The 15,596-nt window shown below is 26.0% G+C and carries 12 protein-coding genes; all 12 read right to left on the bottom strand.

Annotated elements, in window-relative coordinates; genetic code table 4:
• Nucleotides 1-8: 8 nt before the first annotated feature.
• The gene (locus NMG68_RS01240; RefSeq protein ID WP_255034884.1) at nt 9-848 is read right to left on the bottom strand and encodes an ABC transporter permease subunit; all 840 of its coding nucleotides are present in this window, start codon (nt 846-848) and stop codon (nt 9-11) included.
• Nucleotides 835-1,806 (bottom strand): sugar ABC transporter permease, encoded by a 972-nt coding sequence (locus NMG68_RS01235; protein ID WP_255034883.1) that lies wholly within the window; start codon nt 1,804-1,806, stop codon nt 835-837. The genes NMG68_RS01240 and NMG68_RS01235 overlap by 14 nt, the downstream gene beginning before the upstream one ends.
• Nucleotides 1,807-1,808: 2 nt before the next feature.
• A complete protein-coding gene (locus NMG68_RS01230) occupies nt 1,809-2,957 on the bottom strand; it encodes an ABC transporter ATP-binding protein (RefSeq protein ID WP_255034882.1) in 1,149 nt (382 codons plus the stop codon).
• Between the two features lie 30 nt (nt 2,958-2,987).
• On the bottom strand, nt 2,988-4,805 hold the full coding sequence (locus NMG68_RS01225; protein WP_255034881.1) for a P68 family surface lipoprotein: 1,818 nt from the start codon (nt 4,803-4,805) through the stop codon (nt 2,988-2,990).
• 91 nt (nt 4,806-4,896) lie between these two features.
• Nucleotides 4,897-6,453 carry an IgG-blocking protein M gene (locus tag NMG68_RS01220; RefSeq protein ID WP_255034880.1) on the bottom strand — a complete coding sequence of 519 codons (1,557 nt, stop codon included), beginning with the start codon at nt 6,451-6,453 and terminating at the stop codon, nt 4,897-4,899.
• A 107-nt stretch (nt 6,454-6,560) separates the two neighbouring features.
• Entirely contained in the window at nt 6,561-7,628 is a 1,068-nt protein-coding gene (locus NMG68_RS01215; RefSeq protein WP_255034879.1) for a hypothetical protein, read from the bottom strand.
• Nucleotides 7,621-8,322 carry a 2-C-methyl-D-erythritol 4-phosphate cytidylyltransferase gene (locus tag NMG68_RS01210; protein WP_255034878.1) on the bottom strand — a complete coding sequence of 234 codons (702 nt, stop codon included), beginning with the start codon at nt 8,320-8,322 and terminating at the stop codon, nt 7,621-7,623. Before NMG68_RS01210 ends, NMG68_RS01215 begins: the two co-directional genes overlap by 8 nt.
• Complete coding sequence (locus NMG68_RS01205) at nt 8,306-8,782, bottom strand: hypothetical protein (protein ID WP_255034877.1); 477 nt, start codon at nt 8,780-8,782, stop codon at nt 8,306-8,308. The genes NMG68_RS01210 and NMG68_RS01205 overlap by 17 nt, the downstream gene beginning before the upstream one ends.
• Before the next feature lie 10 nt (nt 8,783-8,792).
• Nucleotides 8,793-9,431 carry a CDP-diacylglycerol--glycerol-3-phosphate 3-phosphatidyltransferase gene (gene pgsA / locus NMG68_RS01200; RefSeq protein WP_255034876.1) on the bottom strand — a complete coding sequence of 213 codons (639 nt, stop codon included), beginning with the start codon at nt 9,429-9,431 and terminating at the stop codon, nt 8,793-8,795.
• Complete coding sequence (gene asnS, locus NMG68_RS01195; RefSeq protein WP_255034875.1) at nt 9,412-10,782, bottom strand: asparagine--tRNA ligase; 1,371 nt, start codon at nt 10,780-10,782, stop codon at nt 9,412-9,414. The genes pgsA and asnS overlap by 20 nt, the downstream gene beginning before the upstream one ends.
• 71 nt (nt 10,783-10,853) lie before the next feature.
• A complete protein-coding gene (locus NMG68_RS01190; protein WP_255034874.1) occupies nt 10,854-13,652 on the bottom strand; it encodes a cation-translocating P-type ATPase in 2,799 nt (932 codons plus the stop codon).
• A 166-nt stretch (nt 13,653-13,818) separates the two neighbouring features.
• On the bottom strand, nt 13,819-15,588 hold the full coding sequence (locus NMG68_RS01185; RefSeq protein WP_255034873.1) for a hypothetical protein: 1,770 nt from the start codon (nt 15,586-15,588) through the stop codon (nt 13,819-13,821).
• Nucleotides 15,589-15,596 lie beyond the last annotated feature (8 nt).

The raw sequence follows: 15,596 nt of genomic DNA, 5'->3' as shown, positions 1-15,596 counted from the left end.
TTAGTTAATTATGAAACCATTTTATACATTCTTTTATTAATTATTCTTGAACATACAAAATATATCGATAATGGGATTAATGTCGAGATAAAAGCACCTGCCGCTCTAACATTAATTAAATCTAACATATCGATCATACCTAATTTAATAAATCATGTACTAATCGTATTAATTGGCATAGAGTCATTATAAACTCTACCAGATAAGATTAATTGTGGTCATAAGAATGAATTTCATCCTTCAATTGTAGTAAAGATAATTAAAAGATAAATTGGTACTTTTAATTTTGGTAAGTAGATATGAAAAAACGCTTGAAAACCGTTAATACGATCAATTCTCATTACATTTTTCTTATTTTCATATTCTTTATTAATAGCGCTATAAAACAACATTAACATAAAGAATGAAAACAGCATTGTTAGACTTAAAACAAAAGCTAATGAGTCATTATTAATTATTCTTGCTTCATTTAATGTTCTGAATAAATAAAGATAAATTGATATTTCGGGAATAAATGAAGTAATCAAGAAAAATATAAATAATATTTTTCTTAAACTTAACGAGACTTTATTCAAGCCAAAAGCAGCTAATAATGTTGATCCTAGTTTTAAGACAATTAGAATTAAAACTGATAAGAATGTTAATAAGAATGAATATCAAAATTCTCTATCAATTAAACCTTTATAGTTTTCATAATGAAATCCATCTGGCAATAAAGAAGCTATATTTTTTAAAATCTGATCGTTAGATGTAAATGAAAGAACGATTAGATAATACAAAGGGAATAGCACTAATAAGATAAGAATAACGATTATTATTGCAAAGAAGATATGCTTAAAGATTTTCATTAGTATTACCCGCTTTTTTCATCTTAACTCTTAGACCATTAATTAACTTAATTAGGTTTATTTTTTTAACAATCATAAAGATAATTGATATGAATGATAAATATAATATGATGACTACATTAGCAGCTGCAGCTAACGGATAATTTAGTTGCGCTGATGAATTTTCATTAGGATTTATATGATCATAAAGATAACTAGCTAATGTATTCCCTTTAGTTAACCTTAGATTGGCATTAACAATTGCTGAAGGATAAAATAATCCAGCATTAGCAAAGTTGACATATAATATTAATCAAAAAACTGTATTAGCATTTTTTAGATATACATATCAAACCTTGTGTCAAAATTTAATTCGATCAATTTGAATTACTCGATTATATTTTTCTAACGAGCTTGAAAAACTGAAACTAATCATTACAACATTAAAAGGCAATAATCTTCAAATATAGTAAATAAAATAAACGATTAAAATTTTTCTGCCTTCATAATCGTTAGTGAATCTAATCTTGGTATCAAACAAGCGATTGAAGCCATCATTGTTAGTTCCGAATAGATAAATAAATGAAACTCCGACAGCAAATGCTGATGTAAAGAATTGCGAAAACAAACAAACAACAGTTATGTTTCTAAATATTTTAGAAGAAATCTCACAAAAGATTAGCGATAAAATGAACGCTAATATAATAACAGACGGAGTACCTAAAAATATCAATAAATTTGTATTAAATAACGCATCTTTAAACTCAGTATCGTTAACTAATTCTTTAAAATTTTTTATACCAAAAGAGTAATTAATCATGCTATGTTTAGCATACACTTTAAAAGACTCTATAAATGACAAAATTATCGGTAAAAATGTAAAAAAAACTAAGAGTAAAATAATTGGTATCAATAAAATTAATCCAATTGTATTACTCTTAATTTTCTCTTTTCTTTTAGCTATTTTATCTATCAACATAACTACTCCAGAACCATAATATCTTTTTCGTTAAATGATATTTTTATACCATCATTAACATTAAATTCATGCGACTTAACTATTACTTTACTTAACCCTTCAAAAAGATCAGATGAAAATTCAATAACATCTTGAGAACCCATACTTTGGATGTTTTGAATTTTGGTTTGTGATTCTGAATCTTTTTCTATCGTTAATTTATTAGGTCTTATATATTTATTTGTTGAATTAGCTATTTTAATGATTTCAGGAAAACCTACAAATTTTGCTGTAGCTAAGTTAATCGGTGAATTATAAATAATTTCTGGTCGATCAAATTGCGCTATAGTGTTATTGTTAATAAACATAATTCGATCGCTTATCAACATTGCATCGTTTTGATCGTGAGTCACTAAAATCATTGATATTCCATATTCTTTTTGAATTTTTCTTAATCAATCTCTAGAACTTTCTTTTATTTTTGCGTCAAGCGAAGCGAATGGTTCATCTAATAAAATAAGTTTAATATGTTTTATTAATGATTTAGCTATCGCTACGCGTTGCTTTTGACCGCCTGATAAATTAGATGATTTTGTATATAAAACATCAATAATATTCAAACGATTAGCAACATCAATAATTTGCTTTTTTATTGACTTTTTTAACTCTTTAAAAAATTGAAAATATTTTTTATTTTTTTTAAAAAACAGCGTAAAATTTAATAAAAATAAATTTGATTTAAATTTTCTTTTTTGCCTTTTATTATTTATTGATAGTTTTAAAAAATTTTTAAATTCTTTATGTTTTTTTTCATCAATTACTCCTATTTTTAAATAGCAATCTAAATATGTAGAGTAAAATTGATTATAAGAGTTGATTAATGATAAATAAATATTTTTATAGACACTTATTTCTTCATATAAAATAGAGTTTTGAAAAACAAATCCTAACTCAATATCACTAACTTTATCATAACCGGTAAATTTAATTAAACCTTTTACAGGTTTTATGAATCCAGCTATAGCATTTAATAAAGTAGTTTTGCCGCAACCACTAGGACCTAATATTGAAACTAATTCACCTTCATAAATCTTAGCGCTGATGTTTTTCAAAACATCTTTATTCTTATATGAAACACTCAGATTCTCGATTGTTAGTATCTCTTTTTCCATTTTCACTTATCATTATTACTTTAATACTAATTATTTATCTAACTCTTTATCAATCAATTCGAATATTTTATCAGGTGTGATCGAATTAGAATTAAATACCGATGTATTTAAAATGTTATCACTAATAAATTTAAACGTCTTTGCTGTTTTAGCATCATTTTTAATATCAACTATAGAAACATTTGTTTTATTGTTATCAAGAAGAACGGCAATTCCGTTTCTTATCGTTAAACCTGATTGCATAAAGTAATAAGAATCTCATTCTTGCGCTTTATTTTTATATAAATCGATTTTTTGTTCATTCGTCAGTTTGGAATAATCAAAACTTTTTTTCAATTCCTTAATTTGATTATTTCTTCTAACGTTTTCTGCTTTTCAGTTACTCTTTAAAGGAACAAAGTATCCACTTCTATCTTCAATAGTTTCAATTATAGGATCGCTAGGATTTATTCAACCAGAATTTTTATATGAATATAAAAATTTAATAAAGTTAATGGTTGCTTTATCGACTTTTTCATCACCTGATGAAATTGGAATTAAATAAGATCCGCCTATTTGGTAAGTATATTTATCTGAATCATCAATTTTAGTTATTTGTGATGTTCAATAAACATCATCTGGTTTAACAAATTTTTGTTCTGCATCTTTAATTATTTCTAGATCTGATTTATTATTTTTATTAGCAATAAAATTATCTATTGAATATTTAGATATTGTTGCTTGGGATATACCTACTGTCGGCCCAATCGCAAATGCAGCATTGCTATTTCTAATATCATTAAAACTAAAATTATCTTTACCGCTATTATTTAATTTAATTGATCTGATATCAAATTTATTTTTTGTTCTAAAAACTTTAATATTATCGTATCAAAATTGAATCGTTTTTTTAGTTATTTCTCTTGTTTGTTCATTCTTAAAATTATCAAAATTTACCGCAAATTCTTTATCATTTTTAGGATTCGCTTTTAAATTTCATAAGAATGTTTCTTCAGAATTACCTAATTTATTTCATAAATGTTTAGTGAATAAATTTCTTTCATAATCAATTTCTAGAATTGAATAATTTGCATCAGGAGTAGCAATTGAAAAATCAATTCCGTTGTATATAATGCTACTAAATTTAAATATTGATTCTAGATTGTCAAAGGTAGAATCATCAATTGTTTTACCTTTAAAAACATCATGAGATTTTGGAGTTAATTTTAATCAAAAACTATCTTCTGGTAACGCAGTTTTAGTGATTAAGTGATTATATATCTTAGATTGTTTAACAACTATTCCGCCACCTGCTTCAAAAATGCTAAATAGTTTTAGCATTACTGGTTTATTAAAATATAAAACATCTAAATCAGTTAAATCGAACGGTAATGCGCTTTGATTTGAATGATTAACACCAACTATTTTTTTAGTAATCTGATTGATTTGTTCAATAAATGGTTGAGACTTAAAGAATTCATCAGAGCTAACATCGAGAATTCTTTGATATTGATTGATTAAACTTGACCCAGAAATACTACCTAAAAACAAATTAGGTACATTATCAGATTTTTGTTTAATTTTATGTGAAATCGTATTAGCTAATTTGAATTCTGAATCAACTTTAGTTATTTCTGAGTTTTGATATACTACTTTTAAAAAATCAGGATTATTCGCGTGATTTTTATTATAAGTTTCCACAAGCGAATGCATTATCCGGTCTAATGGAAATGATTTATTTTGCGCACTCTGAAAAATAATCGTTTTTTTAGGTTCTTGTTCTTTTGATGAAAATGAACAAGAACTAAAAATAATTCCAGACAAACCTATTGAAAATAAAACGCGAGATAGTTTACTTATTAACTTCATAATTGACTATAGAATTATAAAAGAATTCAATAACAGAAGTTAATAATAAGACTTATTTATAGGTAATTACTTAAACCAAAAAACTCCAAGTCTAGTTTTTAATAATTAGGTAAGGAAGTTTTTCTTTAAAGTTTTTTGCTAATTCAATTAAAGAACTATTTTTTAAACGAATTTTAGAAATATCTAAATCCTTAATTTTATGGTTGTTAGCTAAATATTCACCGACAACACGCAAAACAACTTCAGGTAATACTTCTTTTTCAGAAGATACTACTAAGCGCAATTCTCGTTCTTTAGATTCAGTATTTGTTACTGGATTAGTTACCTTTTTAGGTTTCTTATCTTCAATAGACCTATTTGTATTATTATTTTCAATGGTTACATTAACGTTATTTTCTGATCTATTTCAACTATCAGTTTTAAGAATTGAAATCTTATTAGCGTCATTATCACTATATTTAATACTTAAAGCATACACATCAAAGTTTTCGTCTAGATTTTTAACAATGAAGTTGTTGATTGAAGTAATGCCGGTATTACTAAAATCTAATGATGTTATATAACCACCAGAGAATTGCCCTTGAGTATAACGTTCATAAAAACGTCTTACATAAACATCTTGAAAAACACCTAAAGCTTGTTCGTTAGTTAAACTAGTTCCATAAAGATTAATTTCTTGGAACGGTTTAGATAAAGCGGTGTCAAAAATTAAATGCGTATCAGGATTTAGAGCTAAAGGATTGTATTCTGTTAAATAAGGCGTGTATAGTTCTAATTCTTTAATATCATTATTACTTAAATTGAAATCAAATTTACTAAGTAGATTTGATTTTATTGTTAATTTTTTAACTGAACTAGGGAATTCTAGTTGTTTCATTATATTGTTATCAGCATTATCCAAGATAACAAAATCAGGATTATATTTTTTTAGCGTTTCGTTAATAAAGAAACTATTAGCTTGATACAAATTAATGTTCATCGCCATAACTTGAGTTTGACTAGGATTAATTTTTTCAATTAATCTAGAACTAGCTTCATATTTGTAATAAGAAATTTTATTATTAATATTATTGAAATCTGAAGCATTCCAACCTTCGTAACGATTAGAAAATATATCATTATAAGATCTTTCGTTTTTTTGATATATTTGGTTAGAATCTAAGATCGGCATAAACACACGATCGTTGTAATAGTATGGCGATTGATAATGATTGTTATCATCATCAGGATAACCGGAGATAAAATCGCTTGTATGGTTAGTTTTTTGCTTAGCGAAAATTTTTATTGGTGCAGGTTTTTTATTATTATCAGTTTGATTATCGTTCTTATCATCTTCGTCGCTTACAAGTGATACAGAACTTTTAATAGATAAATTATTAACAATTGAACTATATAGATTTTTTTGTAATTCAAATTCTAGATTTTCAATTTTAAACTTTGCAATAGTTTGATAACCAATAAGAATATTAGGTCTGGGTAGGTCATTATTATCCAAGATGTTTGACTTACTGTTAGCATTATATGAGTTAGATATCTTCACAGAAGTATAAACAATCCCGCTGATAAGTAAGGAAAGTGTTACTACTGATGAAAAGATCCAAACTAATGTCTTGTTATATTTTCGCAAAGTATATTTTTTGTGTTTCATATATATATATATATATATAGTAAATATTAGACGTTCTTAACGTCTTTAATAAATCAAACTTTCTAGAATTTTTACAATTTATCTTGTCTTCTTAATTATATCACTATTTAATCATTAAAATCATCTGAATGGTTAATTAAAAAACTCTTGGTAGAATCACTAAAATCAAAAGTGTTTAGATCATTAACAATATTACTAGTATTATCTATTGTTGTTGTATTGTTTAACTTAAAATCTTCAATACCTATTGTTGGCGAGTTAATCATCGAATCATAACTAGTAGTATTGTTTCTTGGTTGGTAATCAAAATCTAAACTATCGTTATTAGCAATATCACTCAGTTCTTTAGTTATCGTTTCATAGTTATTGATCTGTTGATCAATATCAAACATTCTTCGTCTTAATGAATCAATTTCGCTATGCAAACTGCTACTTGATCCTAAATTATTATTCGAATTTATCGAAAAATCGGAATTATCAAAAGCTTTGTTATAACTTTCATTACCATCATAAGAATTTCAAGGTGAAGAATAGCCCAAGAATTGATTATCATATTTATTATTTTGATAACTATAACGATCTTGTTTATATTCTGGTGAATATTTTGTCGCAAATTCATCATTATCAAAATCATACTTTGATTGATAACGATTCATTTCACCTAAACTTGAAAACCTTTGATCTATTGAAGGATATTCTTCTTTTGAAATATTGTTAACGTAGTTATTACTGCCAACAAAATCATCTTGATAATTTTTTTGGTAATCCTGTTTTTTAGATGATGTTGAATCCTTTGTTAAAAGACTAATTACATGTTTTTTAACAAAAGCTTCATATCACGCTGATTGATTTTTGTTTGCTTGATATACTACTTTATCATTAACTATAAATCCAATGTTATCAATTAATGGTTTCTTTTGTTTTCAAATATTCGTAATAAAACTAACATCATCATACAAAGATTCTTCTTTAAGAATAATATAAAACCTATCAACATATGCGTTGATATTATCAATTTCATAAGAACAATTGATTGCTAACTCAAACATTTGTTTGTAATTAGTTACATAGCACATTCCGATTGTTTCGTTATTTTCAATTTTAATAATGTTGTAACGAAACAATTTCTTATTATCGATTGCTAAATCAAAATTGGTTTTGTAAAGGTTATTCATTTTCTTTGTATTTTATTAATGCTTCAAAACGCTTTAAGTCATCTAGTGTAGTTATCTTGAAACAATCAATATTAGCCCTTATCAAATGGGGTTTTATACCCTTTAATTTTAATAAAAAATGAGTTAAATCTAAATAATCTTCATTGATATTAGTTAAATCTTTTATATTTCTTAATCAAGTCCCTTGGGGAGTATAGATCATTTTAGTCTTATTTCGATCAAGAAGATTCTTGAATTGATTATTTTCATCAATCGAGATAACTGTTGAAGAAATGTCATAATATAGAGTAACAACTTCGGATTTATCTAATTCATTGATACAATCGATTAAACATTCCTTATTAATATTGGCTCTAGCACTGTCATGAATAATAAGCTTTGTGTCGCCATCGTACTTATCTTTTATTTTATTTATAGCGTTAATAAAAGATGCATGCCGATTGATTGTTGATCCTTGAATAACATTAACTTCTTTTTGATTAATATGTTTAGCTTGGATTTGTTCTAAATATTCTCGATTAACAACTAAATATATCTCATTAAATAATTTAGATGATAAAAAAAGATCGAGACTGTATTCATAGATCATTTTATTGTCAACTAAATAAAACTGTTTTAGTTGTTTAGTTAAATTCAATCTTCTAGAAGAACCGCTAGCTAAAATAACGCCAACTGTTTTATTTTTTTGTTTCATTAATCAAGATTAATTCTTCCATCAATTTACTTAATAGGATCATGCTTACTGGATGGATATAGTTATCTGATTCGTATTTTGATAAGTCAATTGTATGTTGTATTGTTTTATCTTTAATAATAAAACTAAAGATTAACTCCTTAGTTTTATGTTGATCAAAATGTATAAAGTTAATCAGAACATCAGATTTAAAATATCTATTAGCGATTTGAGATATGTAATCATGTTCATTAATTGACCAGATTTGGTCATTGTTAATTGGTTGGCATTTATTTAATTTAATGAAATTATTAATGCTATTAGAATTTTTAAAAACCATTGAACCATTAAACAACTTATCTAGTTTATTAGAAACTAATAAAGCGTTAGCGATTATTCCGTTGCTATGCGATTCAATTATGGCTATTGTTCAATTATTTTTAATTAAGGCATTAACTATTATATCTTTGTAATCAATCATTTTAATCGCTTTATTTTGTGTTTATATTAATCGTTTTAAATTTCTTAAAGATTTGATAAGAATAAATTCCGCCAGATAATACTGATAAGAAAGTAGCTAAATAATAACCTATATTAAAAACCTGATCAACAATAGTATTTGTTGAAGAAAACTGTCCACGAATAAAGAATGTAACAATGATTGCTAACATCTGAACTGTTGTTTTTAATTTACCAAAAATATTAGCTGGCACAACAATATTTTTAGTCGAAACAAACATTCTTAGACCGTCAATGTAGGTATCTCTAAGGATTAGGATAATTACTAAATAAAAATTAACAACACCAATATAAGCAAAGTAAATTAGTACGCTGTTTACCAATAGTTTATCCGCTATCGGATCAAATACTTTCCCAAATGTTGATACTAATTTATATTTTCTTGCTAAATATCCATCTAAAAAATCAGATATTGACGCAACTACAAATAAGATCCCAATAATCAAGAAATAAAGGTTTATTCTTAGAGTATCTAAAGATGCAAAATCAATCTGATAAACGGTATTTTTATCAGATTGACTAAAATAAAATAATACTAAAATTGGGATTAGTAAAAAAATTCTTAAAGCAGTTAAAAAATTAGGGATGTTTCTAAAAATCAAGTTGCCCATGGAAACGAGGGAAAGGAATTGCGTCACGAATGTTGTCACAACCTGTAACATACATTAATAGACGATCAAACCCTAAACCAAAACCTGCTGAACGGTAGTAACCGTATTTTCTTAGATCTAAATATCATTGCAAGTTATTAAATTCTGGATCTAGATCTAATTCTAAACAACGACTTAATAATTTGTTGTAGCTGTCTTCACGTTGAGAACCACCACAGATTTCACCGATGCCTGGAGCTAGTAAATCAGTAGCAGCAACAGTTAAATTATCATCGTTTTGTTTCATGTAGAAAGCTTTGATTGCTTTTGGATAGTTAACAATGAATACAGGCGCTTTATAAACTTTTTCGCAGATGTATCTTTCATGTTCAGTTTTAAGATCCATTCCAAATTCGATATCTTTAACTTCAAAATTAACACCTTCAGCCACAGCTTTTTTAAGAATTTCGATTGCTTGACGATATTCAACTCTAGCAAATTCGTTATTAACCACATTATTTAATTTTTCAATTAAACCTGGTTCTAGATTTTCATTACATCATTCTAGTTCTGGTCTAGCATATTCAAATAAATAATAAATTGCATGCTTAATGCATTGTTCCATAAGGATTGTTAATTTTTCTAAATCCATTAATGAAACTTCTGGTTCAATCATTCAGAATTCTGATAAATGTTTAGAAGTGTGTGATTTTTCTGCACGGAATGTAGGCCCAAAAGTAAATACACGTTTAAACGCTTGAGAATATGCTTCTGAAGCGAATTGACCACTAACAGTTAAGCTTGCTTTTTTATTGAAATAATTTGGTTCATTAGCACTGATTACTTCGAATGATTCACCAGCACCTTCAGCATCATTAGATGTGATAATAGGTGCATGAACATATAAGAAGTCATTATTTTTGAAAAATTCAAAGAACGCATTCGCTAATTCACTTCTAATCTTCATGATCGCATAAAACTTATTAGTTCTAGGTCTTAAGTGAGCATTTTCACGTAAGAATTCAGGACCATGAGCTTTCTTTTGTAATGGGTATGAAGCGTCTGCTTCTTTTAAAACTAAAATTTTAGAAGCTTGAATTTCAAATGGTTGTTTTTTATCAGGGGTATTTCTAACAATACCTTTAACTAAAATTGTAGACGCTAAATTTAACTTACTGATTTCATCAAAATTAGCGATGCTTTCTTTTTTAAATACGATTTGAATTGTTTCAAGAGAAGTGCCGTCAGAAAAAGCAATAAATCCAATCGCTGCAGATGAACGAATAGATTTAAAACCTCCAACTAATACTACTTCTTCACCTTCTCTTTTCGAGTGAGAACTAAGTAGTTCTTTAATTTCAATAAGTTGCATAATGTTTATTTATCTTAATAATTTTTCTTAAATGTTATGACTTGTAAATTATATTAAAAATAATTTTTAGTTTATCTGCTTAGTGTTTTTGTAATCATCTTGAATCCATTTATAGGTTCTTTTTTGATAGCCACTTTATTTGTAAAAAGCTTATAAATCTCCATTACAGGGACTATACTAAAACTCATTAGAAGACTATAACCAATTAATTCTGGTTTATTAATAAAGTTTTCATCCATTTTAAATACAAAAGATATCTTCCCAATTAACGATACTAATAAAATTAAACTAACTGAGAAGATCGCACTAAGATATACCAATCAATAATGTCTTATTGATGCTTTTAATAAAGTCGAATCTGTCATTAAATTTAAACAATGAATTGAAGCAGATATTCCTAATACTATAAAACTCATTGAAGAACCGATTAAATTAAACGATTTAATTGTTTGGATATCAGTTGAATTTAAAGCATAACTAATCCCGATACTATAAGCAAGCAATGACATTATTGAAATAAAACATGATTGTCATATTAAATCGATGCCCATTCTTCTAGCAAAAATGTTTTCATACTTAAAATAAGGCCTTACATTCATTACTTGATTTCTTGATTTTTGAATTCCTAAAGCAATGGCTGGAAATCCGTGAGTTAAGATATTTATTCACAACAATTGCGCAGCTGAAAACAACGTAAATTTCTCGAATAAATCGTTAATATCAATATTGTTTAACTTAAATTTATTTAATAGTTCGGCATTATTGTTAATAATAGATTTAAATATCGGTAACATAACAATCAAACCAATTAAAACAACTAAGATTTCAGCTATTGATGTAATTAAAAGATTTTGAATAACTTTCTTAATCGTTTGGTAAATTTTTCTACCAGATTCAACCGATTTAATTATTGTCGAGAAATTGTCATCAACAATAATCATATCAGCAGTTTCTTTAGCTACATCAGTCCCTGTAATCCCCATAGCACAACCAATATCTGCTTTCTTAAGTGCAGGAGCATCATTAACTCCGTCACCAGTCATAGCAACTACTTGATCATTAGCTTGTCACGCATCAATAATTCTCATTTTATCTTCTGGCGACATTCTTGCGTATACTGAATATTTTTCAATATCTTTTTTTAAGGTTTGATCATCTATTTCTTTAAGCGTCGCAGATGTAAGAGCTAAATCTTTAGATTCATCAAAAATATTAACTTGTTTAGCGATTGCTTTAGCTGTATTTAGGTCATCACCAGTAATCATAATCGGTTTGATACCAGCAGCTTTAGCAACATTAACTGAATGAACAACTTCCTCTCTTGGAGGATCCATTAAGGCGATTATCCCTTGAAGTTTTAAATTATTTTCAATTTCGTCAAAATTACCGTAAATTTTATCAATTTCTTTATATGCTACTACTAAAGTTCTATAAGCAGAATCTGCATATTTTTTTATTTGTTTTAAGTATGCATCTGAATTATCATTATTCGATATATTAATAATTGATTCAGCAGCCCCCTTAACAATCAACATACCTTTATTTGTTGATTTGTTATAAATTTGAACTGACATCATTTTTTTAACAGAATCAAATGGATTTACTTTAATTTCATAATCACTAAATTGTTTAGCATCATAGAATTTATTTTCGATTCCGTATCTTATTAAAGCAGTTTCAGTAGGATCACCTACTTCAATCATCTTGTTATTTTCATCAAAATTAATTTTAGCCGTAGAGCATAAAATCGAATTAATTAATAAATTTTTATGTTCTTCGCTTAATTCACTTTCAATTTCTTTACCATTTGTTCATAAGCCAACAACAGACATTTGATTTTTCGTAATTGTACCGGTTTTGTCTGAACAAATAATTGCTGCCGACCCTAACGTTTCGATTGAAGCTAGTTTTTTAATTATTGCTTTTTCTTTGGCGATATTTTTAATTCCCAATGCAAGAATAATCGAAACAAATGTACTTAAACCTTCAGGAACTGCTGCTACAGCTAATGAAATGGAAGCAGTTAGTGCTGTTGATCAATTATCTTTAAAGTTATCAACACCACTTAATATGATTTGAATAATAAAAGCGATAAAAAATAAAACTATTCCGCTGTAACCAAAAATTTTAGAAAGTTTTTCTAATTTAATTTGTAATGGCGATAATTGTTTTTTTTGATTATTAACTAAAGAAGAAATTTTTCCAATTTCTGTTTTTATTCCCGTATTAACGATTTCACATAAGGAGTGACCATTGGTTATAGAACAACCTGAAAACAAATAGTCATTTCTTTCAATAGTTGATATATCCTTTGGTTCATCTTTATAAACCATTTTCTTAACCGGCAAGGATTCACCGGTTAATATCGACTGATTCGAATAGAGATTACTAGATTCAATAATCTTGCAATCAGCAGGTATAATATCACCCGACTCTAAAACAATAACATCTCCTACTACTAATTCACTAGAATCGATATTAACTAAATTATTATCACGATATACTTTAGCTTTCGTAACATTTAATTTATTTAAAGATTTAACTGCTTGATCTGATTTTATTTCTTGAACTGTTCCAATTAGCGAATTAACAACTATAACAAACAAGATAATAAAAGGTTGAACAAATTCAATCTTTAAAGCTCCACCATCAAGTTCAAAATCTCATTGATGATTGATCCCTGTGACTATCGCTACTGCAAAAGAAGCGATAACAGCGATTAACAATATAATGATCATTAAATCTTTAAATTGAGAAAGAAAAACTAGAAAATAGTTTTTTTTCTTTTCAATATTGATTTTGTTTGGACCATTTTTTTCGTATAGTTCTTTAGCTTCAGAACTACTTAACCCTATTTTTTTATCTGACATTTATTTATAAATATAACCTTAATATTTTACTTTTTATAGATATTTATATTTATAAATTTATACCCGCCTTAAACATAATCCTTTTTTAAATGCCAGAATTTTTATAAGAATCTTCTATTTTTTAATGATTTACTAAACATGTAACAGCTCTTTTTTTAAAATATTCTTACCAATATATTTTTTGGAAATATTCATTTAATAGCGAATTTTCAATAACATCTGCTAGTTTTCTATTTTTTTCTAAATGAGCTAATTGATAAATTAAATGCATTTTTTCTTGCAGCGATTTATGCTGAGTGAAGATTAATGAAGATAAATTAGCCTTATTTAAATATTTATCAATTTCATGAATAATAAGTATTGTTCTCTTTATTATTTTAGAATCAATCTTTTGAACATCTTGATTAGTTTTATTTTCTTTAATAATATCGCTTATATTTGTAAATAATTCCTTATCATTTTCTAAGTAACTATTAACTATATCAATAGCGTTATTATCACTAAAATCATCGGTATTTTTAACTCTTTTTTTATTTAGATGCTGTTTGTTATCATCGATGTTTCTAGAATTATTTTTAGTTAGTTTTTTATCGTTCTTTTTAAACACAAAATCAACAACAGATTTGTTGTCATAAAATAAATCGATTAATGCTTGTTTTAGATCATCATATTCATAATCATTATTTCATCTCTTTAAACGATTAATAAAATTTTGAACTTTAATGTTATTAAAGAAAATTACCTTGGTTTTAGGTTTGTTACGCAAACTTTTATTAATAGATTTTATGAAATCGATGATTTGTCAAATTTTTTGATCTATATAATTAATTCCATTTAAGTTATCTAAGTAAATTATTAAATAATCTAAATCATTAAGATTAACTTCATCAATTACTAAATCAATGCTTTCTTTTTTGTAAATGTAATCAAAATTAATATAGCTTATTCTGTTATGTCATTTCGCTTTATTGATTAATAAAAATTGAATAAACTCATTTATTTGTTCTTGTTGTTTTTGCGTTAAAACGTTTTGTTTATTAATCGCAAATTCAATTACATTTTGTTTATTTTCATCGATTATTTTTAAATTTTCTATATTTAATGAATTTTGAGAATAATTCAAATAATCTTGATTAATTTTGTTTAATTGTTCTTGATTGTTTTCTCCAAAAATTCATGCATCTTCAATCAAATATTTATATATAATATTTCGATAAAATTTTCTAACTGGCGACTGTTTATAAAATTCACAAAGGTCTTCTATTAAAACAAAATCATCACCCTTTTGTTTAATTTTTTTATGAAGATGGCTGCCATCATAACATTTTGCGTACTCAAATGTTTTTTTATTACCTTCTTCATCGAAATGCAATAAATAACAGTTTTCATAATCAATACAAGAATCTATAAACAATTCTTTAAATTTTTCGTTGTTTAGTAATTCTTTTGAATCTTTATTAAATTCTTTTGAATACAAATCTATTAAATATGAATGACATTTTTTATCAAGAAAATCATTTTTAATTAATTTTGGTGATAGTTCTGTATCTAATCATTCTAAAGTTTTATTTGTATTAAATTTATGTTCTTCTTTAATAAAATCGTCGCGCGTTTTAATTCTAAATATGTAATCGTAATTACTTTTATTTAAATATCGTTTTAGACATTCATTTATCGCATTAATTCTTGGTCTAGTATACTCAGAATAATCAATTCTTTTAATGTTGTTTTCTACTGTTAATTTCGATATTTTTTTATTTTGATCAACTATCATTTTACCGAAATTAAGTGATAATTTATGGATCAATTTTGGGTCAGATAATTTACTGATATTATTAGCTCAATCAGTATATAAATTAACAAGTTCTTCACATAAATAAGTAACTTGTTTTTTTAAATTCTTTTTATTTACTTTATTCTTTTTTTTATCCATCATTGATCTTT

The sequence above is a fragment of the Mycoplasma bradburyae genome (assembly GCF_024338845.1).
In the GTDB taxonomy this organism is placed as follows: domain Bacteria; phylum Bacillota_I; class Bacilli_A; order Mycoplasmatales; family Mycoplasmoidaceae; genus Mycoplasmoides; species Mycoplasmoides bradburyae.
The sequence above is the reverse complement of the archived record's forward strand: the minus strand, read 5'-3'. Positions and strand labels throughout refer to the sequence as shown.